Raw genomic sequence first — 25,656 nt, 5'->3', positions numbered from 1 at the left:
GCTACGGGATGCTCGACCTGCCCGTGAACCCGTCCGGTCCGAGGGTTCCGGACTGCAGGGCGCACTGGCCGACGCCCGTCCGCTCCGACGACGTGTGGCCGGAACGGACACATCTCAGCCCGACGTTCTTCGCGGCGTTGTAGTCCGCGTGAACCTCGTACCCGCACTCCCGACAACGAAACTGGCCACGCTCGGGTCGGTTCGCTGAGTCGACGCTGTCGCAGCCGACCCGCGAACAGGCGATAGAGGTGCACGACGGGTCGACGTACTCCACCGTGAGCCCGCGTCCACGAGCGCGGTACTCGACGAACGAGACGAGCGTGCGGAACGCCCACCGGTTGACTGCGGTGACTGTCAGGTCGTTCTCGCGGATGCCGCGAAGGTCCTCGAACGCGATCGTCGTGCAGTCGTGCCGGACGGCTTCGTCGAGGATGTCGTTCGCGACGCGGTGGAGGCGGTCACGAGCGCGACGCCGGTACCTCGCCTTGAGGCATCTCAGGGTGCGATACGCGCTCCGTGTCCCGGTCTGCTGGAGTTCCCGTTCGCGTTTCAGTAGCTCGCGCTGCTCGTGAGCGAACGCCCGACCCGAGAAGAACCGGGCCGTGCTCGTCACCGCGAGGTGTTCGATACCGAGGTCGACACCGAGGACTGTCCTGTGCTCGGGTGACTCGGTCGCTGGGGCGGGGCGTCGAAAGCCGAGGTGGAGATAGTAGACACCGTCACGACGGGTGAGGGTGCTCTCGGTCGGCTCCCACGAGTCGTTCTCGAGGTACTGCTGTTGATACCCATCGTCGTCATTCGGGAGCACGAGCTGACACGCAGCGCGCTCGCCGAGCGTCGTGAGCGAGACCCAGCCGTCCTCGAACACCGTCATCGTCCGCTGGCCGTAAGTGACCGTCGGCGAACGAAACACGGGTTTCGAGACTTGCTGTCCACGCTGGCGCCTCGCCTCGATGCTACGGAGTGCCTTGGCGACCTGCCGACAGACGAGGATGGCGTGCTGGCTCTTCAGGCCGGACGACTCGCGAACACGCTCGTACGCCGCTGACTGCAGCGCCTGCGGGTCGTCGATGGTCGGCCAGGCGATATCCGTCGCCATCGCACAGCCCACGCGCCATGCGTCTATGAGCCGCTCGAGCCGTTCAGCTCCCTCCTCGCTGACGCGCAACCGCGTGATTGCCGTCCGGTACAGGTACTCGCCGGGCACGTGGTCTGATGGTCCCACTTTCGCTTATAAACCTTCACCCCCTCTCGACCGCCCACCCGTCACCGAGAAGGACACAGCTCTGCGTGGCCACCTGCGGCGTAATCGACACGCTCGCTACAATGCTGTGAATCAGATACGTTCTCGTGGATCCGACTCTCCGCTACTCATCTAGAAGTGTAAAAAATTTGATGGGCCGACTCGGATTTGAACCGAGGTACCGAGGACCCGATCCTCGAAGGATACCAAGCTACCCCATCGGCCCGCATTACGGGCAAGGCAGGACCGAGGTTTAACGGTTCCGACTCGGTTCAACCACCGACCGCCTCGCTCCCGTTCGCTGCGGTCTTCGGGTCGGTGTCGCGGGCGAGCCGCTCTCGCCACCACGACTCCCGAGCGCGCAGTGCGAGCGCCCAGCGCGCGAGGTCACCCCCCGTCCACTTCGTCGTTCGAGACACACGGTAGCGATCGGTATCGCTTCGCCCGACGGCGCCCGGCGAACGCCACTTCGCGGTCGATAGCGTCGCCCTCGGCCGTGGCGTCAGTCGACCTCGAAGCGCTCGTAGCGTCGGCGGGCGAACCGGAGTGCCGCGAGCGCGAGTCCCACTCCGACGAGCGGCGGGATGAGGTACCCGCCCCAGCGGAAGGCGAGGTTGGGGACGGCTGCGATGGCGTCGCCGGCGTCTCTGAGTCCCGCCGCGACGCCGGCCGTCGGCAGGCCGCGGGTCGCCGCGAGGTCGAACGGGAGCGCGAGCAGGCCACCGACGACCACGGCGAGACCCGTCCGGGTCGCGTCGGGGGCGAGCAGCGCGGCGGCCGCGAACCCGCCGAGGCCGAAGACGGCGGCGCCGTGGAGGGCGATGGCGGTGAACCGCGGCGGGACGAGGTCGCGGCCCCGGACGACGCGGACGGCGTTCAGGCGGGGGAACGCGACGCCGACGCCCGGGGCGAGCGCCGCGGAGCTGGCGGCGGTGACGCCAGCGAGGAGGGTGAGACAGGCCACCTCGAGCGCGGTGTAGGTCCCGCCGAGCGTCGCCAGCGGGGTGAGGACGACGGCGAGGGGGACGCCGTAGAGCAGACCGGGGAGCGCGAGACCACGGACGTACGCCCGGCCGTCGGTGAGCGCGGTGAGCGTCACCGGGAGGACGCGCCCCTCGTCGCCGAGCGGGTTGAGCGCGAGCGCAGCGCCGGTGAGCCACGGGAGCGTCACGGCCAGCACGGGCGCGAGCGGGCCGATGGTGGCCGCGAGATTACCGGAGGCGGCGAGGTTCCCGAGGCCCACCGCACCGAGGACGAACGGCGTCAGCAGGAAGCTCAGCTTGATGGGCGCCCGTCGTGCGAGCAGGACGGTCCGCTGGGCGACCCGTCGCGTGGCGGGCCGGCCGACCGGGAACGCGAGTGGGGAGATGGCGGCGGCGAGCGGGTCGCCGCTGGCGGTGCCGACGCGGGCCTGCTCGCGCTCGACGCGCCCCTCGACGGAGTCACCGAGCCAGAGTGCCGTCGCCAGCGGTGCGCCGAGCGCGACAGCGAGGGCGATACCACCGAGACCGAACGCGGCGGCGCCGAGTGCGAGCAGCGCGGAGCCCTCGACGGGCGAGCCGAGCACCGCGAGGTCGACGAACCAGCCCATCGGGAGCACGCCGAGGACGCTGTAGTCGACCACCTGCAACTGGACGAGCGTGTAGCCGCCGAAGAAGAGGAGGACGGCGAGCACTCCGAGGAGGGTCTGGTTGCGTGCGATGCCGGGGACGCGAGCGACGAGGAGCTTGAGGCCGTAGCCGAGCGCGGCGGCGACGGCACAGACGCTGGCGACGAACAGGCCGAACGCGAGCACGACGGCGACGAACAGGAGCGGCGCGCCGGCCACGTACGCGAGCGAACCCGCGAGCGCGAGCACGGGGAGACCGATGTACGCCAGCGCCCGGTAGGTCTCGGCGAGCATCTGGCCGAGGACGGCCGCCCGGACCGGGATCGTCGTCAGGACGAAGGCCTCGGCCTCGGGTTCCGGGAAGTTCGAGACCACCCGCTGGGTGAGGATGACGAGTGCGAACAGCCACTGGCCGGCGACGGTCCCGCGAAAGACGTCCGGGACGGTGAACCCGCTCACGTCGGGGTCGAGCGAGATCAGGAGCGCCGAGAACCCCACGGCGACGAGCGTGAAGAACCCAGCCGCGAGTAGCAACCCACCCATTCGGAGGCCGCTCCCGCGGACCTTGCGGACGCTCCGGCGGAACTCCATCCGCGCGACGCGGCGGGCCTGCCCGAGCCACGCCGGCTCAGCCATCGGCCTCGGGACCGTGACCGGCGCTCGCCGCCTCTGGCGTGGCCGTCTCGCCCTCGTCCTCGCTGTCGCTGTCGCCGGACGCGGGGTCCTCGCTCGTCACGTCGAGGAACACGTCCTCGAGCGAGCGGTCGTCGTCGGCCTCCTCGCCGGCGTCGGCCCGCCGTTTCAGGTCCGCTGGCGGTCCCTCGGCGACGAGGCGACCCTCCGAGAGCACACCCACGACGTCTGCGTGTTCGTCGACGACGGGGAGAATGTGCGTCGAGAGGAAGACGGTCGTCCCGGAGTCGGCCAGCCCGTCGATGGTGTCGCGGATGGTCCGGGCCGCCCGGGGGTCGAGGCCCGAGGTGGGCTCGTCGAGGAACAGCACGTCCGGTTCGTGCAGCAGCGCCTGGACGAACGCGGTCTTCTGGCGCATCCCCTTCGAGTAGGCGTCGATGCGAAGGTCGGCGTCGTCCGCGAGGTCGAGGCGCTCGAAGTAGTCGTCCATCCGCTCGCGCGCGGTGGGTTCGGGGATCCCGCGGAGGCCGGCGGCGTAGGTGAGTTGCTCGCGAGCGGTGAGTTCATCGTACAGCGGGGGCTCCTCGGGGAGGTAGCCGATGTGGGAGACGAGCGCCTCGCGGTCGGTCACGTTGACGCCGGCGACGGTCGCCGACCCGCTCGTCGGCCGGACGAGCGAGGTGAGCATCCGCATCGTCGTGGTCTTGCCGGCGCCGTTCGGGCCCAGGAAGCCGTAGACGGTACCCTCGGGGACCGCGAGGTCGAGCGAATCGACGGCGACCGTGTCGCCGTAACGCTTGGTCAGGTGGGAGGTCTCGACTGAATCCATGGTCAGGGGGACGCCTCGCGTATCGACGGAGCGAGTGAAGAACGTGTCGGGTGGCCAGCGTATCGAGGTGTCGGTCGCTCAGCGGCCGTCGACGCGTGCTCGGAGCGTCTCGACCACTGCGTTCCGGTCGTCGGATTCGCCGAGGTCGACCCGGTAGACGAGCGGCCACGGGAGTCCGCGCCGGACGGTCAGGGTGTCGCCGTCGACGGTCACGCTGTGGACGCGCTGCCACGCGACGAGACTCGCACCGAGGTGGCCGCTCGCGCCGACGAGCAGCCCCCGGTCGAGGACGGTCAGGTCGACCCGGCGTTCACCCACGACGAACGCGCCGACGCCGAGCCCGATTGCCATACCGACGAACGACGCGACCGAGAAGACCGCGGGGTAGACGGCGGCGAAGCCGGCGTAGAAGACGACGAACGACGCGGCGGTGACCGCCAGTCGACGCCGCCTGACCTCGACGGCCTCGACGGCGAGTTCGACCGCCTCGCGCTCGCGCAGGAGTCGCGCTCGCTGGCCGGTCGCCGCCGAGGTGGCAGCCAGTCCCACGAGCGCGACTACGAGCGCCTGCACTCTGGTGGCTTCGGCCAGCGCCACGGCGCCGGTTGCGTCGACGACGAGGACGGCCAGCGCTGGACAGAGCGCGAACGCGCCGAGCGCGTAGTGTCCACGTGCGAGCAGCAGGCGGTCGACGGCTTCGGGGACCTGTTCGAGGGCGACCCAGACGCCGAGCAGGACGAGGAAGCCGACGGCGGGGGCGAGACCGACGCCGGGACCGGAGCCGAGGTCTGGAATGGCGACGCCGGGCGCGAGGTGGTGTGCGAGCAGGCCGGCGCAGACGCCGGCGAACAGGCCGGTGCCGACGCTGAACGGTCGGAGGGAGGGAAGGCGGGGACGCACGTTCGTACCCGAGGCGGGTGGGACAAAACGACTGCGGTGGACTGGTGACGGTGGACTCGCCCGTGTGTGTTCCGACCGGAGACCGTGGGGCTTTTCACGCGCCTCCTGAACGAACGTTCATGGTCCCCGTACAGCGGTTCCGAGTAGCGACTGCGCGGCAGGTGCACCGATGAGCGACATCCCCGGTCCCGGTCCGGACTCCGGGTCGGACTCTGGGCCTTCGCTCCCCGACGTGAACGTCGGTCGGTTCGTCCGGCTCGCGGGCATCGCCGTCGTCGGCCTGCTGGTCCTCGGCGTCCTCGCCGGTGGCTATCACCAGGTGCCCGAGGGGCACGTCGGCGTCCAGAAGTCCTTCGGTGCGGTGACGGGCACGGAGTTCCAGCCCGGCGCGCACCTCATCGTACCCGTGAAGGATTCGGTGCAGGACGTGGAGATCCGTCCCCGAACCTACACGATGGCGAACACGCAGGGCGAGGGTGACAAACCCGGCCGCGCGGACGCGGTGGTCGTCCAGAGCGTCAACGGGACGACCGTCGACATCGACCTGACGGTCCGCTACCGGGTGCAGGCCAACGACACCTCGACGTTCGTCACGCAGTGGCGGACCGTCGGGCAGGCAGAAGAACGGCTCATCCGGCCCTCGGTCCGCTCACAGCTCCGCGACGAGGCCGCCGGTATCCAGACGAGCGAGATCTACACGAGCAGTGGGCGCGAGCGCCTCGCGACCGCCGCCCAGCAGAAACTGGAGTCCGTCTTCGACGACGAGGCGCTCGTCCTCGAGGAGGTGCAGGTCCGGGAGGTCGACCTGCCCGAGTCCTACGACCGCGCGCTGAACGAGAAGGAGATCGCCAAGCAGGAGGTCCAGCAGAAGGAGTTCGAGATCCAGCAGGCACGCAAGGACAAGGAACGCCAGGAGGTCCAGGCCGAGGCCGACGCGCGGGTCATCGAGATCCGCGGGCAGGCGCTACGTGAGAACCCCATCGTCCTGCGCCAGCAGTACATCGAGGCCATCGACGCCTCGGACAAGGTCATCCTCGCGACCGACGATGAGGGGACGCCCATCATCCTCCAGACCGGGTCGAGCACGAACGGTGGCGGGACGAACGAGTCGGACGTGGGCGCGGGGTTCGACACCTCGGTCGACGCGACGGCAGGGACGACGCCGACGCCCACGCCTACGGCAAGTGGGTCCTGACCTGTCGATCGAGGTGAAGGCTTGTGACGCCACTCGACGTATTCGCTGTCGCGCTGCTGGCACTCGGGGCACTCGGTGTGCTCGTCAGCGGCGCGTACGCGTGGCAAACGACGCGTGCGGTTCGCGCCCCTGCGTTCGATACCCTCGCCTCGCCCACGCCCGGTGATTGCGTCCGGGTCGAAGGGACGGCACACGCTGGCTCAAACGGTCCACTTGAGAGTCCTCTCTCTGAGCAGAGCGCGCTGGCCGTGCAGGCGACAGTCGAGGAGCGCCGTTTGGGTGTCGTTCCGCTTCCGACGTGGGTCCAGCTCGCGCGGACGAGCGTCGCCGAGCCGTTTCAGGTGCGGACGCCGACGGCTGACATCTCGCTCGTTGCGCCGACAGCCAGTCTCGTCCTCGCAGACGGGTCGGTTGCCGAGGTAGTCCCGGGCGAGACGCCCGCCGATGCGCTCCGGTCCTTCGAGCGGCGACACGAGGTGCCGTCACGAACGATATGGCACCGACGGCCTCCGGTCGTGAGTCTCCTCGCCCGTGCGCTCTCGCTAGGAACACGACGCTACCGCGAAGGAGTGCTTGAGCCGGGTGCAGAGGTGCTCGTCATGGGCCGACTCGTCGAGACCGATGAGGGACTTGGCCTCGACCCGACCGTCGTTTCGGACCGCTCACCTGGGGCGACGCTCCGACGGATGGCCCGGACGGCAGTAATTGGACTGCTTGCCAGTGGAGCTGGTTTCGTGCTTGGGCTCACGCTTTGGCTGGGCTAATTGGGGTTGACTGGCTGTCTCTGAGGTCCGCGGCTTGTGAGTGGTGGTCTCTTCCTCGCCTCGTGAGCGGTCTACTCGGTCGTCTACAGAAGAATCAAGGCGAGTGCCTCGGGGCTTGACCTCGAGGCAGTTCACTTGAGCTGCCGTAGCGTGGGTGCGGTCAGCGCAGAAACACGCGGCCATGCGGGCGGGGGAACCGGACCGATCAGACAGGGGATTTTAGGTGGCCAGCTACTCCGTGACGACGACTTCGGCGATGCGGTCGTTCGTCAGGAACAGCTGGTGGGTGCCGGCCTTGTCAAAGCTGAAAGTAAATTCGAGAGTGGTCTTCTCGCCTGGTTCGAGCTCCACGTCCTGACTCCCGAAGATGGTGAAGTAGTTATCGAGTCGGGCGTGATATGTGCCGGCCCCATCGCCGATGTTGGTGACGACGACCTCAACCGTCACTTGTTCGCCGACCGTCGGCTGTTCGGGTGTGACTGTCACTCGTTCGTACCCGTCCATGCTGTCGTAGTACGACGGCTGGTCGGCGACGAGTGAGAACTCGGCGTCTCGTGAGGAGGGTTGGCTCTCGCTGATCTGTTCTGCTGTTCCGTCCTTTACGTACAGGATGTCTGATGTGTAACTGGGTTCAGTAATCACGGTCTCCGTTGGGGTTGGGCCGTCTGTCAGGACTTGCTCTTTCTCGGAGCCGATGATGACTCGGTCTACATCTGAGCCCAGCCGGACCGCATGCTCCGTCTCAAGGGGGCCTGCTGTTGGCTCGTCGGTGATTGTGACATCGATTGTGAGGATAGTACCATCGGGAACCGCTACGGGTTCTCCGAGTTCTGCGACTGGGTATTCAACCACGACCAGTCCCTCCCGCGTTTCCCGTCGCTCAGCGTTGAATCTATCTGGGGAGACTGTCTTGTCAGGAATAGAGTCGTCGTCGAAGCTGTAGGTTACGCTCTCGATGCTCTCACCTCCTTGGAAGAAGGCATTTGCGAGAGACACGACTCGGTCAGCAGCTCCGAGATTGTACTCAACGCGTTGGATTGTCTCGGTCTCGCCTGGATAAAGCGTGCCGCCGTCGTAGTCCAGGTCGACAATCTCGCCCTCTTCTTCGATCGGCCGGTCGTCCGCCATCGCGCGTCCGGACACGACGCCGGCCGTCGCAATCGCTGCCGCCCCGGTCAGAAAGTGCCGTCGGGTCCGACCGCAATCGTCTGTCAATGCATCCTTTTCAAGGTTTTGGTTGTTTCGAGCGATGATTCTCACAAGTAGAAGACTGTCTTAACTCTACCGGAGGTTGGTATATTCTGAGAAAAGCGTGAGGAGAGACACGATTGAAAAATATCAGCAATAGTATGGTTACCGTTACCCATCGTGAGAACGTTTATATCGAAGACAATTATTGAACATTCTGTATTTTGTGTGGTTCTGTCTTAGATACATGACTCTGTGACTTCTTGACTAATTATTCATTCGATTCTGGGGCTCAGTACACCGACCATCGCAGCTGGGAGGGTCAGTACAAAAGTGGGCATTTAGCACACAACTGTGGCTTGCATGAGTATTATGCCCAGCACACGAGCGCGCATTGGGATCGTCGTCAGCTGCGCTCCGGTGTGGTGTTGATGTCTTCGAGGCGTATGTTGTTCGATGCTCAGGCCCCCCAGCTGGCCAGTTAATACGTCGTGTATCCGACCGTGTCTAGCCAGTTGTGTGCGACCGTCACGGTGTGGTCGGCGTGGAGTCGCTCTGGCCCCACCCGAATCCGGTGGTCGGCGCGCTCTGCGAGCAGGTCGGCCTCTTCGTCCGCGAAGTCACGGTGATCCGAGAGGACGAACACCGGGTCCTCGGGGGGTGTCACGTTGACCGCGGGGTCGCCGTCTTCGTGGAGTTCGACGAGCGTCCCATCGGCACGGTTGAGCGTCTCGGCCAGCCCGCGCTTGCCAACGTAGACGCCCGGCGAGGGATTCGCTTCCATCGCGCCAATTGCCCCCCGTTTCCCCTCCAGAGCGGTCTTCACAAGCGCCGCGGCCGAGCGCTCGTCTGGGTGAAGTTGCTTCAGTTCGCGCCCGTCGAATCGGACGGTGAGTTCGTCTTGCAGGACGAGCGAGACCTCCACCTCCTCGCGGATGCCGTGGCTCAGGAGGAATCCCGCGGTCACACACCGCGCCAGCAGGTCGAGGCGACCGGCACCCGTCAGGGCGTCCAGCGAGAAGTCGGGGTCGAGCGGGGCCTCGTGGCCGCAGACGGCGAACCGTCTCATCGAACAGTTTCCCCGAGCGATGCTCCGTTTGTGTGGCGAGCGTGCTCTCGGTTCTGACTTGCGTGGTTGAGTTGCCGTCGCATATCCCTTGGCACGCTGGCAGGTGTCTTGAGTGGCTGCCACTCGTCGCTAGCTCAGGATATGGAGGGCTCTCCGTTTCACGACCCGAGTACATCGAAGCCATCGACTGTCGGCGAACCGGCCGCAGCTGTTGTCCCGCCAAACGTCACCTCGAGGCGGACAGTCGTCGCCTCTCCGGAGAGTCCGTCGACGGCCTGCATTCCGCTCGCAGTAGGCGTGAACGTCACCGGCTCGCTTAGTGGGTCCTCTGAATCTATACCGTCGCCGCCGGTGTCCGCTCGGACGCGGACCGTGACGGTTGTTCCAGCCGGGAGCTGTGCGCCGAGCGACCGGACAGAGAGCCCCTCGACATCGGTCGGCTCGGCGAACGACCGCGATGCAGTCTCGTAGGTTGTCTTGACGGCCCCGCCGGTAAACGCCCACAGGCGGCTAGCCTCAGCTGTCGAAAGCCCGCGTCCGTAGAGTCGAACGTCATCCACCGCGCCATCGTAGTAGTACTCGTTGCGCTGATTGCCGTTCGACGCGCTGGTAAGTCGGCCGTAGTCGTCGGCCTCCGAGCCCTCACCGATGACACCGTACCGGGTGGTACCGGTCCCGAGGGATTGCCCGTCGTGTGGGTCGGCCCGACTCGCCCGGTCTCGGCCGTCGACGATGAGTCGCTTCCCGCCGTCGTAGACGCCACAAGCGTGGTGCCAATCCCCGTCATTGAATCCGCCGTCGGCGTACAGATCATCGACCGAACCGCTGTCGTAGCCGGGGACCGCCGAGGTCGACCACCCAACATCACCGTCCCCTTCCACATAGAGATTGAAGTACTCAGAGCGGTCGAAATCGAGTAACGCCCAATTCTCCGAGCCGTCTGCCTCGCTCGTTTGGAACCACGCACACGCGGTGAGGTTCCCGACGGTATCGCTGATGAACGTACGGTTGAGCGCGACGTAACCGCTCCCGTCGCGGAAGCGGTAGGCGTTCCCGACCGGCCCATCGACCGCTCGCTGGGTGCTTGTACCGACGATCGTTCCAGAACCGCCACCAGCGATATCGGCGACGGCGTCCGTGGTGCCCGGCTCATCGAGAGGCCAGTAGTTTGTCAGCCCACGGGTGGGATCGCTCGCACCATCGACTCCGCGGCCGGCATTGTAGATTGCGCTAATCTCACTCGGGGTGAGGACCGTCTCGTAGAGACGGACTTCGTCGATGCGGCCGTCGAAGTACCTCGTGTTTCGGTCGCCGTCGAACGAGGCAGCCTCCGAGCCATCGCCGATGATGCCGTAGCGCGTCGCGCCAGTCCCCAGACCGCCGCTGTTCTGTGCGGCGACCTCCTCTTCGAGCGAGCCGTCGACGTAGATGCGTTTGGTGTCCGTGGCTGCGTCGTAAATCCCGCAGGCGAGGTGCCAGTCTCCATCCGTGTAGTCTCCGGCCGTGCTGTGGTCGACCATCGTTCGTTCGGGCCCGGACGTCGAAAAGCCAATACCGCCCGTATCGCCACGGACATAGAGGTTAAAATACTCCGAGCGATCGAAATCCAGCAGTGCCCAGTTATCGAACTCACCGGTGCCGCGCTCGCTCGTCCGGAACCAGGCACACGCTGTCACCTCCTCAAGCGTCCCGCTGCCGTCGAACGACCGGTCCAGCGCGATGTAGTCATCGCCGTCGAACATGTAGGCCGAGCCGACCTGTCCGTCGACACCTCGGGTTGCCCCTGTGTTTCGACCCGCGCCATCGCCGGCCATGTCCGTGGTGACCACTTCAGCTTCGTCGAGGGGGTAGCGGTTCAGCAGCCCCGTGGTTGGAGCCCGCCAGCTCGCGACGGCACTCGGCCCCTCGGTGATGCGGTAGGTCGCGAGGGTGTAGCTCTCCGTGCGCCCTTCGAAGACGACGCGGACGGTGTCGCCCGCGTTGAACACGCCCGAGTGGGTGAACGACCCCATGTTGGCCCCAGTGCTGTCGTCGAGGCGAATGCTCGACCCAGCAGCGACCGTCGCTTCCGGTCCGACCGCCGCAGCCCAACTGAAGGTCTCGGTCCTCGTGCCGTCGGCGACCTGAATCTGGAGTGTCTTGAGTTCCTCACCCCCGAAGCGCTGGCCTGCGGTCTGGCCAATGGTGAGGACGCCCTGTTCAGCGTCGTACTCGAACTCGTAGGCCACCTGCGGCACGTCCGTGCCCAATGCCCCGTCGATGAGCCCCAAACTGTACGCTCCGACGATTGTCCCGCCGATGATGGCGAGCCCGACGAGGAAGATCACCGCCAACACTGTCGAGACCCCCCGTCCGGCCCACGGTGGCCGGCTTCTCATGCAGGTTGGTATAGCGGTCTTGTTATTAATTGAGCGGCATTGCTCAGCAGCGTACCGTTGCGCGGTCACACTCCCTCAGTGCGTGGTTGGGGTAGGCAGCGCCCTTCGACGCGAGGGCTATCGAGAGTCGCAGAGGGCAGAGGCTTTATTCAACCTGACTTGGAGGTCACGAACATGAGTGATGCGTCCGAGGTCGCTCGACTCCTCGCTGACCGGCCTGATCTGGAGGAGGCAGTCGAGGCGGCCTCGGTTGTGGATGAACGTCATGAAACGTGGGTGTTTGGGGATCTCGAGGCTGATTCTGGGGCGTTCGGCGAACTCGTCTCGCGAGGGGTGGTCGAGAAAGTTGACGGGGAGTACCGGTTGGCGAATCCGGGCGCGGTCGAGGCAGCGCTTGGTGGAGAGGTCACTATCGAAGACACATCGACCGAGCGCGAGTCGGCCAGCACCGACGGGGGGGCGACGGCGAGCGTCCGGGAGTCGCTCGATATAACAGCACGTCTTTCGGCTGATGACCGCGCGGCGCTTGGGCTGGTAGGAGCACTCGCGCTCGTGGTGGTGCTTCGCCTCACTGTCTGGGAGCGTATCTTCTATTCCGACGCGGTTGTCCTCTCAGCGAACGACCCGTATTACTACCGCTACTGGGTCGATCAGGTCGTCGCCGCGGGTGGCACGCTCGACTTCGGTGGGCTGGCGGCCCTCCCTGAGCGCGTCCGGGGTGGCGAGCCACTGCTGGTCGCGACGCTCTGGTTCTTTACCAGCCTATTTGGCGGGACACAGACGGCCTCCGGGCTCGTCTTGGCGTGGTATCCCGTCGTCAGCGCGGTGCTGGTCGGGCTGCTCACCTACGTGTTCACGCGTGAGCTAACCGACGACAAGCGGATTGCCATTGCGGCGGTCGCGATGCTGGCGGTCGTTCCCGTCCACGTCTTTCGTTCGGGACTCGGATTCGCCGATCACCACGCCTTCGATTACATCTGGCTGACGCTGACGGCCGCAAGCGTGGTCATGCTGGCGCGGTTACCCGCGACGCGTGAGGCGCTCGTTCGGCCAAGTCGCCCGCTCTTTTTCGGAGTAGGTGGGGTCGCGCTCGGCGTCGCAGGACAGATGCTCGCGTGGGAGGCCGGGCCGTTGCTGCTGTTGCCGCTGTTGGTCTACCTACCTGTGGTTACGGTGCTGGCAGCGCGTGATGGCACCTCGGCGTTCTGGGCGAACGCGCCTGTCCTGCTTGGGTTGGCGCTCGGCGGCGCGCTCTCGGGGAGTGTCCACCTGCTGTTCGGCTGGCACAGCGCGGTGGTGGCGTTCACACCGCTATTATTGTTTGCCGGTGGGCTAGCGGTGGGCGTGGCCGCCGAGGCGGTTCGCCGCGTCTCCCTTCCTGTGGCGGACCTCTCGGTCCTTCTCGTCGTGATGACGGCAGGGTTCATCGCGTTCATGACAGCCATCACGCTGATCATCCCCGCGGTTGGTGAGGTACTGTTCTCGCGGATTGGCGTCCTGCTCGACTCGCGGCCCATCGTCGAGTATCAGCCGCTTTTCTCATTGCGGAGTAATGGCTGGCTGACACTGTTCGGGCCGGTACTGTTCTTCGCCATCGTGGGCTTCATCTGGGGATCGTACCGAGCGTGGGGGGGGTCACGACGCTGGCTGGCTGGCGTCGCTTACGGCTGGTCGTTCCTGTTTCTCGCCTCGCTCCAGCAGCGCTTCGCGGGCGAGTTTGCACCGTTCGTCGCTGCCTTCGCTGGGCTGGCCCTCGTCTATCTGGCGTGGAAGGTTGAGGTGCTTAGCGATCCGGTGCCGTTCACGGATGTGGCCGACCGACTGACTGGCGTTGGGTGGCCTTCGGTCAAGCAGTTCGGCGTCATCGTCTTGCTCTTCTTACTCATCGGTGGCTACGGCATCGTGCAAGGGCCGAACTACGCTTCGAGAGGTCCGATGACCGAAGGCGAGTACGAAACTGCAGCGTTCACCGCGGAGTTCGCTGAGACGCAAGATCTCTCGTATCCGGACAATCGCGTGTTCTCGAAGTGGTGGCGTAATCGGATGTACAACTACTTCGTCAGCGGTGAGTCCGAGTCTTATGCGTACGCACAGAACGACTACCTTCCCTTCTTGGGGTCGCCCAGTCCGGGATTCTGGTACGAGAAATTCGAGCGTGAAGAGTTCCAGACCAGACACAAGCGCTATGGCGTGTTGAACAAGCCGGTCGGGTTCATCGTGCTTGACCCGGATTACGACACAGACCGTGACGTGGTACTCTCGCGGCTCCGCGAGCACTACGGCAGCCTCGGAGACGCCGAGGAGGGCGTCTCACACTACCGACTCATCTACGAGCGTGACTCACAGAATGGGGCATACCAGGTATTTCAGGTCGTCCCTGGTGCGAAAATCATCGGAACGTTGAGCGCCAACGAGTCGTTCATCACCGCGACAGATGTCTCGACTGAGGGGGCATCGTTCAGCTATCAGCGACTCGTTGAGCCGGCGGATAACGGCGCGTTCAGCCTCACTGTCTCGTATCCGGGGACGTACACCTTCGGGAATACGACGGTGACCGTGAACGAGACGGCCGTCACGGAGGGGGCGACCATCCGACTCGACGAGTGAGTGCGTCGCTGTCGGCTACCGTAGTCGGGGCTGTCCTACGAGAGGGGTCGTATTGATTCGCTCACCAGGTCAGCCCTTCGTACATCAGCCCCTCGCGCCGCGCGATTATCCGCCGTCCGTCGACCACGACCGGGTCGGCCATCGCGTCGAACGCCGCGTCGAGTTCGGAGAACTCGGGCCAGTCTGTCATCACGATCGCACCGCTCGCGTCCTCGAGTGCGTCGGCCGCCGAGTCGGCCACCTCCACGCCGTCGAACTCGCTCGCGAGCGACGCTGCGGCCTCGGTCGGGTCGTAGAGCACGGGCGTCGCGCCCCGTTCGAGCAGTCCTTCGATAGCGGGCCGCGAGCGCGTTCCGCGCGTGTCGTCTGTGCCGGGCTTGAACGCCGCGCCAAGGACGGCGATGCGCTCGCCGCTCGGGTCGACGTGGCGTTCGAGCAGTTCAATCATCCGGAGCGGCTGGCGGTCGTTCACCGCGACGACCTGTCCGAGGAGTTCGGGCTCGTAGTCCCGCTCGCGAGCGGCGGCCATTAATGCAGCCGTGTCCTTTGGAAAACAACTGCCCCCCCAACCGGCGCCAGACCGCAGGAAGGCAGCGCCGATACGGTCGTCTAAGCCCATCGCATCCGCTACCTCGTAGGAGTCGACGCCATACTCCTTGCAGACGTTGCCGAGTTCATTGATGAGCGAGATCTTCGAGGCGAGAAAGACGTTGTTGGCGTACTTGATCATCGCCGCTTCCCGTCGGCCGGTCTCGACGACGGGTGGGTCCCAGTCGACGACGAGCGGCTCGTAGCAGTTCGCGAGCAGATCGAGCGCCCGGTCGTCGCCGTCCGTGCCGAGGACGAGCTTGTCGGGCTCCATGAAGTCCTGCACCGCAGAGCCTTGCGCCTGGAACTCGGGGTTGACGGCGAGACCGAACCCCTCGCCCTCGGTCTTGCCCGACGCCGCCTCGATGGCGGGGGCGAGGACCTCCTCGGTCATCCCCGGAATCACGGTCGATTTGACGACGACGAGGTGGTACTCGTCCTTCTCGGCGATGCTCTCACCCACGTCGCGGCAGGCGGCCTCGACGGCGGAGATGTCGATGCTGCCGTCTTCGCGCGAGGGGGTCTGGACCGTGACGAACGTGAGGTCGGTCTCGGGGACGGCGTCGTAGTCGGTCGTGGCGCGCAGGCGAGAGCCAGTGTAGGCGTCGAGCAGGGGCTGGAGGCCGGGTTCGTGGATGGGGGCCTCGCCCTCGTTCAACCGTGTGACGATGTCCTCGTCGATGTCGACGGCGACCACGTCGTGGCCGAGGTCAGCGAGACAGGCTGCGAGTGTGGTGCCGACGTAGCCGCTGCCGATGACGGAGACGTCCATACCACGGCTTCCGGGCCGGCCCGTTTCAGCGTTCCCCTCCACCCATACCTCGAAGCGGGCGGCTCTTGTGCCCCGAACGCGAACGGCTCCCCGTGAGCACCATCCGTCCGGACGACCTCCACGAGCGACTCGAGTCGGGCACCGACGACGAGCCCTTCCTGCTCGACATCCGGCCCGAACCGTCGTTCGAGGGCGGCGCCATCGACGGGAGCCGGAACGTCCCGGTCTACGACGACCTACGGAGCGGCGACGAGTCGACCCTGCGGGCGCGACTCGACGAGATTCCGCGTGAGAGAGCCGTGGTCGTCGTCTGTAAGATGGGAATCGTCGCGAAGCGGGCGACGCGCCTGCTTCGGGATGAGGGGTACGACGCGGTGACGCTGCGCGGTGGGATGAGCGGCTGGCGCGGGTACCACGAGGGGTCGCTGAGCTACAAGATTCGCTCGCTGCTCTGGAAACTGCGGTAGCCTCGATACCGAGGTTCGGTGGGGGAAGAGTGATTGCGCGTGGCACGGTGACTCGGGTATGCACACCACAGCAGGCGGGCGTGCCGGGCGGTGGTCGGCGTGACGACGGGCTACGAGCGCTCGGTTTCTGCATCGCCACACGAACAGCGCGCGGAGTCGGTCTGGGAGTTCCGGATGCCGCAGGTCCGGTTCGGCCGCGGGGCGGTGGAGGAACTCGGCCACCAGTTCCGCGACCTCGGCGTGGCCGAGGGCGCCCAGGGGGTCCTCGTCACCGACGAGACCCTCGTCTCGCTGGGCCACGCCGACCGCGTGAGCGACGAACTCGAGGCTGCGGGCTACGACGTGGCCGTCTACGACGGCGTGGAGCGCGAGCCCTCCGTCGGGGCGGTCGACGAGTGCATCGCGTTCGTGCGTGACGAAGCCGGTCCCGAGGGGTTCGACTTCTACGTGGGGCTCGGTGGAGGGTCGGCGCTCGACACCGCGAAGGCCACGCGAGCCGTGGTGGCGAACGGGGGCGAGGTGCTGGACTACATCGCTGAGCCCACCGGCGAAGGCGAGCGACTCACCGACGCGGGCGAACCGCTGGTGTTGTTGCCGACCACCGCGGGGACCGGTTCCGAGATCTCGCCCGTCGCCATCTTCTCGGTCCCGGAGAAGGAGATCAAGGAGGGTATCTCCTCCAATCACGTCCGGGCCGACGCCGCGGTGCTCGACCCGACGTTGACGACGACGCTCCCGCCCGATTTGACTGCGGAGACGGCGATGGACGCGCTCGGGCACGCCATCGAGGGGTACACGACACACGACTACGACTCGCTGCTGGCGCCCTCGAACGCCGAAGAGAGGCCCGTGTACGCGGGGCGGACCCCGATCACCGAGCAGTTCTCCGAGCGGGCGATCCGGCTCCTCTCGGGCAACGTCCGGAAGGCGGTCCACAACGGCGACGACCTGGACGCCCGCGAGGGGATGTTGCAGGGTGCGCTGTTCGGCGCCATCGCGGGGCTCACCGCTGGCGCGACGCTCTGTCACGCGATGGCCTACCCCGTCGGGAACAAGTATCACACGACCCACGGCGAGACTATCGCGGTCCTCACACCGGCGTCGACCATCGGCTACAACGTGGCGAGCGACCCCTCGAAGTTCGCGGACGTGGCCGACCTGTTCGGCGTAGAGACGGCGGGGCTGAGCGACCGCGAGGCGGCCACCGCGTTGCGTGAGTCGTACGTCGATCTCCAGCGCGACCTGAACGTCCTGCCCTCGGGGCTGGCGGAACTCGCCGGTGTGGAGGAAGACGACATCGGCTGGCTAGCGACGCAGACCGTCGAGACCCAGCAGCGGCTGTTGCGGTGTAACCCACGGCCCGTGACCGTCGAGGACTGCGAGGAGATCTTCCGGGACGCGCTGTACAACTGGGAGTAGCGTCGACTCGACGAAGCGGGCTTCCGCTCGGCCGGTGTTCTTCTGGTGGCTCACTCACTGGCTGGTGCTGGGATGGTGGGCCCGCTAGCCGGCGCGGACAGGAGCCGTCGTCGTTTCTGGCTCAGAGGCGAGCCGTCACGGGTGGCGTTCACCTGAGAGGAGACCGCGGCGGAGCATGCTTCCGAAGACGGTTGCGAACGTGCTTCCGGCGCTCCAGACCGCGATCTCTTCGTCCGGCCGGACGCCCAGCAACAGCGTGTCGCCGTCGACGAGCAGGAGTCGCGTCCCGAGACGCTCGTCGGGGTCGACCATCTCTTCATCCGGCCGCATGGCCGGAATGCCCAACTCTTCGAACCGTTCGAGTACGGCAGGATTTCCCGAAACACCGACTATGTCTATGCCTGCGTCAAGCCGGGCTTGGAGCGCCTCGACGACGGAGTCGGGGAGGTACTGTGGGTCGCCCGCGGCGACGATGACCGAGTCCGTGGCCCCGTCGATGAGCGAGGCGACGCGCGAGTCGATAGCGGCTCGACCGGTGATCGTCCAGACCTCTTCGGCCTGCTCTTCGTCAGCGTCGCTCTGGGCTTGGACAGCCTCGAGGTGGTCGAACGCGCGCTGTCTGTCGTGTTCGAACTCGGCCGTCAGGTGCTGGTTGGCCTGCTCGAGCGAGACTGGGCGGTAGAGCTTCGGGCGGGACTGCTGGACGTTGACCAGGCCACGGTCTTCGAGCGAGTCGGCCGCGCCGTACACCTGTGACCGAGGGATGTCTGCGGCGTCGTGGATATCCCGGGCGGTTCCCGTTCCAAGGCGCTGGAGTGCAACGAATGCTCGGGCCTCGTAGTTCGACAGGCCGAGGCGTTCGAGTGCAGCGATGGCGTCGGCGTCGTCGGTCACGCGCTGGTCACCTCACTCCAGACGGCGACGGTCGACGGCGTGATAAGCACGGCGGTGGCGAACGAGAGGAACACGCTCAGGGCGATGACGAGGCCGAACTGCCCGAGTACGGGTGTGATGGCCAGCGCGAGGACGGCCGTCCCGCTCGAGGTGGTGAGCATGCTCCCCATCAGCGCGCCGCCGGTCCCGCGGACGGTCTTATCGAGCGCGCCGAACAGGTCGCCACCGGCCTCGTACTCCTCAGCGAACCGATGGACGATGTGTGCGGAGTAGTCGATACCCAGCCCGATGGCGATCGAGAGGATGGTCGCGGTCAGGGCGTTGAGCGGGATGTCGAGCGCCCGCATCGACCCTGCCAGCAGTGCGACCGTCGCCACGATCGGGACGAGGTTGACGATACCGAGGCTGGGACGGCCTTCGAGCACCCAGTAGATGAACACGAGGAACACTGCGGTCGCGGCCAGCGCGGCGAGCAGGCTCACGAGCGCCGAGTTCAACAGCGTATCCGAGATGGCTTTGAACACGACTGTCTGGCCGGTCGCGACGCCGCCGAGGCGGATTCGGTCGGCCACTGACTGCGCAGCAGTCGTGATCTCGGCATCGGTGGCGTCGGCCTCGACGCTGAATCGGAGCTGTGTCGAGGTGTAGTCCTCGGTGATGAAGTTGAGCGCCTGTCCCCGGGCGGGTGTCTCTAACAGCGCGTCGTACACCTGCTCGAGGTTATTGTCGGGGACGCCGTTGTCGTTCAGGTCGTTTCGCTCGACCAGGGCAGCGAATTCGGGGTCGCGTGCGGCCTGTTGCTGGATGACGCCGACGATGGAGTTCACCTCGGCGCGTCGCCCCTCGCTGACGAACGCATCGGGTGGGTCGGCCGAGGCGTCGTGTAACTGCTCGAGCGTGTTGTCCTGTCTGAGTGGGGCTTCGATGTAGACCGTCACCGAACTCCCCTGCGCGGACTCGAAGTTGTCTTCGAGGAAGTTCAGCGTCTGGGTCACGGTGTACTCACCGGGGGCGAGTCCTTCGGGGAGCACCTCGACGTAGGCGGGCTGTTCTTCGGGTGGGAGGAAGTCCTCCTGAGAGAACGAAGTGTCGAGTCCGGTGCCGTAGCCTGCGGCGGCGACGCTCGTCACTAGGATGATAAGAAGAAACGCCTTGGGCGCTCGCTTGGCGATAGTCACGCCACCGGCGAGGGCGCGTGAGAGCACCGACCCTTCCGCACCGATGGGTCGCTGGCCGAACGTGGGGAGGCCGTACCGTTCGCGCAGCTGGTCTGCCCAGAGCTTCGCGCTCGGGAGGAACACACCGAAGATGAGGAAGGTGAACACGATGCCGATAGCCGAGACGAGCCCGAAGTCGCGGATCGGGGGGAGGTCGCTCACGAGGTTTGCGCCGAACCCGAGGACGGTCGTCCCGGTGACGATGAAGAACGCGACGAGTAGCTGGTCGGTCGTCGTTTTCATCGACTCGGAGACGCCGCGGCCCTCGATGCGCTCTTCGCGATAGCGGTTGACTGCGTGGATACCGAAGTCGATTCCCACCGCCAGCAGCAACACCGGGACGGCGATGAGGATCTGGCCGAACGGGATGCCCGCCCAGCCCATGAATCCGAACGTCCAGATGATGGTCATCACGAGTGCCGTGATGCCGAGCAGGAGGTCGATGGGGTCGCGATAGGCGTAGACGAGGAAGGCGAAGATGAGCAGCGATGCCGCCGGGACGACGATGGCGAGCGAGTCACCGACAACGCCGGACAGCTCGGCGGAGATGATTCCGCTTCCGAAGACGGTGACATCACCACCGGCGGTCTCTGCGATGTGGGCTACCTCCTGTTGGACGGCGGTGAGCGGGCTGGTCCCGCCCGTACCGGCAGAGCCAGAGACGCCAGCGGGTACCTCGTGGGTGATGACGCCAGTCGTCGCCGAGGCGGAGGCGGCGGTCGGGTTGAAGTCATCGCTCAGCGTGGAGGAAAAGCCCTGAATCTCGGCGGCTCGCCCGACGGCGTTGTCTATCTGCGTTGGGCTTGCCGTCTCGACAGCCTGGATCTGTGCTTTGAGCGTCGTCGCGCTCGGGTCGAGCTGCTGGGCGACGATGCCGGCTGCGCTGGTGGTTCCAACGACGCGTAGGTCCTCGCGCACCTGTGCGTCGCGCTGTATCTCGAGCATCCGGAGTAGCTCGGGCTTCGAGAGGACGTTCTCGCTGCTCTGGATGAGCTGCGTCGTCCCGGTGTCGGTTGCGAACGTCGAGCCGCCGAAGTTCTCGTTGATGTCCTCGAAGGCCTCTTGGGCCTCGTTACCCTCGACGAACTGGTCGGTTCCCGCTTCGGTGGCCGTGTTCGCGAGCCCGCCGGCGAACGCGAGGGTCAGGACGAAGAACGCGAGGATGACCACCTTCGGACGGCCGACGATCAACGCGTCGGCCCGTTCGAGAAGCGGTTCGACGTCGACCACTCGCTATCGCCTCACGTAGAAGATACCGAGGCCGACGCCCGCGATAGCGAGCAGGCCGATGGCGATTGTTCCGAGGCCGAGGCCGCCGCCATCTGAGGAGGCGGTCACGTCGATGGGGAGCTGGTAGGTGTCTGTCAGCTTCGTGTCGCCGTCCGACTCGTCGTACTGGAAGTCGAGTTCGACCGGTTGGTTCCGAGCGGGTGCATCGCCGGCCACGCTCAGGTCGAACGCGATGGTCGTGCTGTCGCCGGATGCCAACGAGGGGACGTACGCCTCATCGGTGCTCGCCGAGAGTGGGCTGTCGACGAACAGTTGTGCGTTGATGTTCCGCACTTCCTCATCGCGGTTGTTAGTGAGCTGAAGCTCGACGGTCCCCTCACTGCCGGCTTCGAGTTGTGTGGAGACGCCCTCGAGGGCGAAGACGCGCTGTTCGGGGGCGACTTCGACTTGAGTGCTGACGGGGCCGCTCTGTCGAGCGTCGTCGTCGGCGTTGCGGTACTCGACGGTGACCGAGAGCTGCTTGGCGATCGCGGCGGCCGACGAGGTGACGTCGACCGGGAAGGTGACGGTGGCCTCCTCACCGGCCGCGAGGTCGCCGACTGCGTACTCGGTCTCCTGCGGCTGGACGTTCGGGCCCGCAGGCTGGAGCGCGACGACGGCGTCCGAGACGGCGTTCGGGCCGTCGTTCGTGAGGGTGAACTCGACCTCGCCCTCCGCGCCGACGCGAAGCGTGCTGTTCACGTTCGAGAGCGAGAACGACTGCTCGTCGGCGAGTTCGACACGAGCGAACTCTGGCTCGCTGCGGCCGGCCGTGCCGTCGTACTGGTAGTCGAAGACGAACGAGAGCTGCCGCGGGCCAGGCTCGGCCGCAGCCGTCGCGCGGACGGGGTACTGGACGGTCGTGGACTCGCCAGGTGCGAGCGTGCCGAGGGGCTGGTCAGGCTCGACCGGGACGACCGTCTCGCCGTTCGGCTGGAGCGCGACCGTCGCGTCCTCGACGGTGAACGGGCCCTCGTTGGTGACGGTGAAGTTGACTGTCCCCTGTCCGCCGACTGCGAGATCGTCGGTCACCTCGGCGATATCGAAGCTCTGGCGCTCGGCGACATCGAGCGTCAGATAGCTGGGTGTGGTCTGTCGGGTTTCTCCCTCGCCGTCACGATAGGCGGTGACGAACGCGAGCTGGCGTGGCCCCTCGCTCGCCTCGGGCGAGATGCGGACTGGGTACTCGAAGGTGGTTGACTCACCGGGTTCGAGGGTGCCGATGGCCTGCTCCGGCTCGACCGGGACGACCGTCTGGCCGTTCGGCTGGAGCGCGACCGTGGCATCGCGAAGCGTGCGCGGCCCCTCGTTGGTGAGCGTCGCCGTGACCGTCCCGCGGTCGCCGACCGCGAGTGATGAGGTGCCGTCCTCGATGGAGACGGACTGCTCGGCGCCAAGTTGAATCCCGAACTGTAGTGGGACGGACTGGCTGGTGACGCCATCAGTGTTCTCGAAGTTCACCGTCGCGGTGAGTGGGTAGGCGCTGGCTGAAGCGCCGCTCGTGGCGGTCGCCTCGACGCTGATGGTTCGTTCGTCGTCCGGCTCGACCTCACCGAGGTATCGTGTCGCGGAAGGCGACTGTCCGAAGACGATGTCTGCGGACCCGCTCTGGACGGTAACGCTCGCCTCGCTGGCGGGCTCGCCACCGATGTTCCGGACCGTCAGTGCCACGTCGCCAGTTTCGCCGACCGCGACACTGTCGGTGACCTCGACGATCTCGAATCGGGCGTCATCGGTCACACGGACGGTCACGTCGATGGTTTTACTCTCGCTTCGAGGCGAGTAGAGCCCCTCGTCGGTGACGGTTCGGGTGTACTCGTAGTCGACCTCGGCCTCGAGGTCGTAGGTGCCCGGTTCGATGTTCTCGTCGGCGACCACTTCGAACGTGAGCGGTCTGATGGCACCGTCAGGGAGCGTCCCGATCGGCTGGGTGGCGGTGGTGATATCGATCTGGTCGTTGTCGCTCGTCAGGTTCACCTCGACGCCACGGGCAGTCGTCACCTGCTGCACCGTCGATGGGTTGGCCCCGCCACGGATGATTTGTGCGTTGTTTTGGACCTGCAGGGTGAGCGCGGTCGGCTGTCCGGGCGTGAGTTCGTTGTCCGGGGCGAACACCGTGACATCGGGTTCACCGATCGGGCCCGGGGTCGCCGCCCCGCTCGTGGTCTGGGCCTGTGCGAGTCCGATGGTGGCCGTCCCCGCCGCAGGGACGAACAAAACTGCCGCGAAAAAGATAGCGAGCGTCTGTTTCCGATTCATGCCGCCTCCTCTGGCCCGAATGGCGAACGACCGCACCGAATCTGGGCCGACGTAGACTGACTATTCATTCAACGTTCACACGTACTGGGCCGGACTGGATAACTGTTTGCACTATCCTACAAACAAGCGTGGTGGTGCGTATCACGCTTTCCGGCAGCCGCTTCCGGTGCCGATAGCTACGGAGTCCGATATTAGGGCGTAAGATTGAACACTTACTGACTGTTCGTTCAGTATGTGAGCGTTTCCAGCCGGTCTGGCCGTCCGTGGCTCGCCGCGGTGCTCGGTGCGGTGCTTCCCGGGAGTGGCCACCTTTATCTTCGGCGGTGGAAGCGCGCGGTACTCTGGATCGCCCTCGCGTACGTGACGAACGTGTTCTTCATCCCGCCTGCGGCGGCCGAAGCTTTCATCGCAGGTGAACTCCCCCGCCTCCGGACTCTCCTCCCCGTCGCTGCCGTGACTGCCCTCTCGGCGCTCGATGCATACGTCCTCGCAGTTGCCGACCGAGCGAAGTCGACGGTCGAGCCGGCCGAGGAAGCGGGTGGCCTCGAGTGCCCTCGGTGCGGCAAGCAGACGGACGTGGAGCTGGGGTTCTGCCAGTGGTGTTCGCTGGATTTCGAGCGGCTGACGGTCGAAGAGGTCACGGATGAGTGAGGCGCCGTGGATGGAAGCCGACCGGACGGTTGGTCAACGCGAATTGCTGGAGGCGACGTTTCGCGTGCTGCGCACGCACGGCCACTCGGGGCTGAGCATCGGGCGCATCGCTGCCGAGTCCGGCCGGTCGAAAGCGACCCTCTACAGCCACTACGACGACCGCGACGAACTCGTCCGTGACGCGCTGGTGGTCGCGACCGGGCGACTCACTCGCCGTCTCGAAGCCCTCGAGACGGACGACCCGGCTGCTGCGTTAGACGCGACCGTCGAGCTGTTGCTCGGGCCGGCCTCGACCGTCGAACCGTCGATTGTGGCCGCCCGCGAGGTGGTGGTCGAACTCCGGGCCGAAGCCGCCGTCGATGACGGCCTCCGCGAGGTACTCACGGCGTTCGACGACCGGCTATACGACTACCTGAGGGAGTGTTTGCGAGTCGGCATCGAACACGGCGTGTTCGAGCCCGGGGACCCAGCGATTCTCGCTGAGCACGTCGCCGCGACACTCAACGGCGCGCTTGTGGCCAGCGTGAGCACCGACCGTGAGGTCGCCTCCCGAGTCCGAGCAGGACTTCACGCGCAGCTCGAACCCACCCGGCAGGGCTCCTGAGTTCGGCCAACGTGAACACCTGGTGCGGGCATTCGTGGACTCGATGTTTCTTGGCTCTGTTTAAGTCCTCAGTGTCGGATAGAACTGGCGTGCTGAATACACCCTCCGGGGCTTGTGTAGATGCGGTGTAGATCGTCCAGTACGGACGTTCTCCGAACAGCGAAAGCGGATTGAGAGGCGCTCACGGACTGGTTCTGCTCATCCGACAAAACCACCGACCAACGCGTTCAGAAGCGTCTACAAGGCCTAGATGGTGTATTCAGCAGGTCGAGCATAGATCCCGTCGAGAAGCATCTGTACGGTCGATGGAGTGTGATACATTCAAGCGCATACCCGCGTCTTCAGGCGCGGGAGGAGGTCAACAAAAACCGTACAAGATATCAAGAGTGTATGCAGCAACCTCACTACTGAAAGCAATCCACCAATGGCAGGGTTCTCAAACTACTTACGACTGCATACGCAATGTATGCACATGAGCACATCAATCCGTGTCTCTGACGAGACGAAAGAGAAGCTGGCGCGGCTGAAGCGTGAGGATGAGAGTTGGGACGAGTTTCTCGACCGATTGGCGAATGAGGGTTCGGAAATGGAGGCTGGTGCGTGGAAAGGGACTGACAAAGCCGAGAAGGCACGTGAGGCAATCAAACGTTCCCGAGAGAGCTTCCAGTAGTGTCCTTTCTCGATTCGTCCATTATCATCGACTACCTCGATGGTGTCGAAGACGTAATCCAGTTCGTCGATGAACAACCGACTTTGGTCACCTCCAGCATCTGTCTCTATGAAGTTCTCGCTGGTGAGGTGTTTTCAGCGGGTGAGGCAGACCTGATTGGGGCGCGTGAGAACTTCGGGCGGGTCACTGGTATTGACTTCTCCGAAGAGGTCGCGTTCGAAGCCGCCCGGATGCAGAACTGCCTTCTCGAATCTGGCACCCCGATGTCGCCACGTGACGTCATGATCGCAGCTACGGCTCGATCTGAAGGGAAAGAACTGGTCGTCTCCGACGCTGACTTCGATACAGAAGGCCTCCGTGAACTCCTCTCTGTCCGACGACTTGGGCCGTATTAGTCTCTTCAGCACACCCGTTGAAAGCCATCGCGTTTT

Annotated in this window: 21 protein-coding genes and 1 tRNA gene; 9 read left to right on the top strand and 13 right to left on the bottom strand. The window is 65.7% G+C overall.

What is annotated here, in order from left to right; all coding sequences use genetic code 11:
- Nucleotide 1: 1 nt before the first annotated feature.
- From N0B31_RS11550 to N0B31_RS11525, 6 genes are all read right to left on the bottom strand, one after another.
- Nucleotides 2–1,207: an RNA-guided endonuclease InsQ/TnpB family protein gene (locus tag N0B31_RS11550; protein ID WP_260591781.1), complete on the bottom strand. Its 1,206-nt coding sequence runs from the start codon at nucleotides 1,205–1,207 to the stop codon at nucleotides 2–4.
- A gap of 189 nt (nucleotides 1,208–1,396) precedes the next feature.
- Nucleotides 1,397–1,469, bottom strand: a tRNA-Pro gene (locus tag N0B31_RS11545).
- Nucleotides 1,470–1,515: 46 nt separating this feature from the next.
- Entirely contained in the window at nucleotides 1,516–1,662 is a 147-nt protein-coding gene (locus N0B31_RS11540) for a hypothetical protein (protein WP_260591780.1), read from the bottom strand.
- Between the two features lie 83 nt (nucleotides 1,663–1,745).
- Complete coding sequence (locus N0B31_RS11535) at nucleotides 1,746–3,488, bottom strand: hypothetical protein (protein WP_260591779.1); 1,743 nt, start codon at nucleotides 3,486–3,488, stop codon at nucleotides 1,746–1,748.
- Complete coding sequence (locus N0B31_RS11530) at nucleotides 3,481–4,314, bottom strand: ABC transporter ATP-binding protein (RefSeq protein ID WP_260591778.1); 834 nt, start codon at nucleotides 4,312–4,314, stop codon at nucleotides 3,481–3,483. Before N0B31_RS11530 ends, N0B31_RS11535 begins: the two co-directional genes overlap by 8 nt.
- 78 nt (nucleotides 4,315–4,392) lie before the next feature.
- On the bottom strand, nucleotides 4,393–5,214 hold the full coding sequence (locus N0B31_RS11525; RefSeq protein ID WP_260591777.1) for a hypothetical protein: 822 nt from the start codon (nucleotides 5,212–5,214) through the stop codon (nucleotides 4,393–4,395).
- Between the two features lie 169 nt (nucleotides 5,215–5,383).
- On the opposite strand from N0B31_RS11525, the gene N0B31_RS11520 reads away from it, so the two are divergent.
- Nucleotides 5,384–6,409, top strand: a complete 1,026-nt coding sequence (locus N0B31_RS11520) for a prohibitin family protein (protein WP_260591776.1) — start codon at nucleotides 5,384–5,386, stop codon at nucleotides 6,407–6,409.
- Between the two features lie 23 nt (nucleotides 6,410–6,432).
- On the top strand, nucleotides 6,433–7,173 hold the full coding sequence (locus N0B31_RS11515) for a hypothetical protein (protein ID WP_260591775.1): 741 nt from the start codon (nucleotides 6,433–6,435) through the stop codon (nucleotides 7,171–7,173).
- Nucleotides 7,174–7,404: 231 nt separating this feature from the next.
- On the opposite strand, the gene N0B31_RS11510 is transcribed toward N0B31_RS11515, so the two are convergent.
- From N0B31_RS11510 to N0B31_RS11500, 3 genes are all read right to left on the bottom strand, one after another.
- A complete protein-coding gene (locus N0B31_RS11510; RefSeq protein ID WP_260591774.1) occupies nucleotides 7,405–8,301 on the bottom strand; it encodes a CARDB domain-containing protein in 897 nt (298 codons plus the stop codon).
- A gap of 541 nt (nucleotides 8,302–8,842) precedes the next feature.
- On the bottom strand, nucleotides 8,843–9,430 hold the full coding sequence (gene trmY / locus N0B31_RS11505) for a tRNA (pseudouridine(54)-N(1))-methyltransferase TrmY (RefSeq protein WP_260591773.1): 588 nt from the start codon (nucleotides 9,428–9,430) through the stop codon (nucleotides 8,843–8,845).
- A gap of 158 nt (nucleotides 9,431–9,588) precedes the next feature.
- Nucleotides 9,589–11,757, bottom strand: coding sequence for a LamG domain-containing protein (locus N0B31_RS11500; RefSeq protein ID WP_260591772.1), 2,169 nt, complete (start codon nucleotides 11,755–11,757; stop codon nucleotides 9,589–9,591).
- A 225-nt stretch (nucleotides 11,758–11,982) separates the two neighbouring features.
- Between N0B31_RS11500 and N0B31_RS11495 the strand changes: the two genes are divergently transcribed.
- Nucleotides 11,983–14,415 carry an STT3 domain-containing protein gene (locus tag N0B31_RS11495; RefSeq protein WP_260591771.1) on the top strand — a complete coding sequence of 811 codons (2,433 nt, stop codon included), beginning with the start codon at nucleotides 11,983–11,985 and terminating at the stop codon, nucleotides 14,413–14,415.
- Nucleotides 14,416–14,476: 61 nt separating this feature from the next.
- On the opposite strand, the gene aglM is transcribed toward N0B31_RS11495, so the two are convergent.
- Nucleotides 14,477–15,775 carry a UDP-glucose 6-dehydrogenase AglM gene (gene aglM / locus N0B31_RS11490; RefSeq protein ID WP_260591770.1) on the bottom strand — a complete coding sequence of 433 codons (1,299 nt, stop codon included), beginning with the start codon at nucleotides 15,773–15,775 and terminating at the stop codon, nucleotides 14,477–14,479.
- A 92-nt stretch (nucleotides 15,776–15,867) separates the two neighbouring features.
- On the opposite strand from aglM, the gene N0B31_RS11485 reads away from it, so the two are divergent.
- The gene (locus N0B31_RS11485) at nucleotides 15,868–16,242 is read left to right on the top strand and encodes a rhodanese-like domain-containing protein (protein ID WP_260591769.1); all 375 of its coding nucleotides are present in this window, start codon (nucleotides 15,868–15,870) and stop codon (nucleotides 16,240–16,242) included.
- Nucleotides 16,243–16,341: 99 nt separating this feature from the next.
- The gene (locus N0B31_RS11480) at nucleotides 16,342–17,661 is read left to right on the top strand and encodes a hydroxyacid-oxoacid transhydrogenase (RefSeq protein WP_260591768.1); all 1,320 of its coding nucleotides are present in this window, start codon (nucleotides 16,342–16,344) and stop codon (nucleotides 17,659–17,661) included.
- Nucleotides 17,662–17,796: 135 nt separating this feature from the next.
- On the opposite strand, the gene N0B31_RS11475 is transcribed toward N0B31_RS11480, so the two are convergent.
- From N0B31_RS11475 to N0B31_RS11465, 3 genes are read right to left on the bottom strand one after another with little or no spacing between them, the layout of a single operon-like run.
- Nucleotides 17,797–18,555 carry a TrmB family transcriptional regulator gene (locus N0B31_RS11475; protein WP_260591767.1) on the bottom strand — a complete coding sequence of 253 codons (759 nt, stop codon included), beginning with the start codon at nucleotides 18,553–18,555 and terminating at the stop codon, nucleotides 17,797–17,799.
- Nucleotides 18,552–21,002 carry an efflux RND transporter permease subunit gene (locus tag N0B31_RS11470; protein WP_260591766.1) on the bottom strand — a complete coding sequence of 817 codons (2,451 nt, stop codon included), beginning with the start codon at nucleotides 21,000–21,002 and terminating at the stop codon, nucleotides 18,552–18,554. Before N0B31_RS11470 ends, N0B31_RS11475 begins: the two co-directional genes overlap by 4 nt.
- Before the next feature lie 3 nt (nucleotides 21,003–21,005).
- A complete protein-coding gene (locus N0B31_RS11465; protein ID WP_260591765.1) occupies nucleotides 21,006–23,300 on the bottom strand; it encodes a COG1361 S-layer family protein in 2,295 nt (764 codons plus the stop codon).
- A gap of 234 nt (nucleotides 23,301–23,534) precedes the next feature.
- Here N0B31_RS11465 and N0B31_RS11460 point away from each other — a divergent pair, with 234 nt between their 5' ends.
- The 4 genes from N0B31_RS11460 to N0B31_RS11445 all read left to right on the top strand — a co-directional run bounded on the left by N0B31_RS11460 (nucleotide 23,535) and on the right by N0B31_RS11445 (nucleotide 25,620).
- Nucleotides 23,535–23,951 (top strand): DUF6677 family protein, encoded by a 417-nt coding sequence (locus tag N0B31_RS11460; RefSeq protein WP_260591764.1) that lies wholly within the window; start codon nucleotides 23,535–23,537, stop codon nucleotides 23,949–23,951.
- Nucleotides 23,944–24,555 carry a TetR/AcrR family transcriptional regulator gene (locus tag N0B31_RS11455; RefSeq protein ID WP_260591763.1) on the top strand — a complete coding sequence of 204 codons (612 nt, stop codon included), beginning with the start codon at nucleotides 23,944–23,946 and terminating at the stop codon, nucleotides 24,553–24,555. The genes N0B31_RS11460 and N0B31_RS11455 overlap by 8 nt, the downstream gene beginning before the upstream one ends.
- Before the next feature lie 472 nt (nucleotides 24,556–25,027).
- Nucleotides 25,028–25,225, top strand: coding sequence for a DUF7557 family protein (locus tag N0B31_RS11450; protein ID WP_260591762.1), 198 nt, complete (start codon nucleotides 25,028–25,030; stop codon nucleotides 25,223–25,225).
- A complete protein-coding gene (locus N0B31_RS11445; RefSeq protein ID WP_260591761.1) occupies nucleotides 25,225–25,620 on the top strand; it encodes a type II toxin-antitoxin system VapC family toxin in 396 nt (131 codons plus the stop codon). Before N0B31_RS11450 ends, N0B31_RS11445 begins: the two co-directional genes overlap by 1 nt.
- Nucleotides 25,621–25,656: the final 36 nt, after the last annotated feature.

This window comes from Salinirubellus salinus, assembly GCF_025231485.1.
GTDB classification, from domain to species: domain Archaea; phylum Halobacteriota; class Halobacteria; order Halobacteriales; family Haloarculaceae; genus Salinirubellus; species Salinirubellus salinus.
Note: the sequence above shows the minus strand (reverse complement) of the source record. Positions and strands in the feature narration are given on the sequence as shown.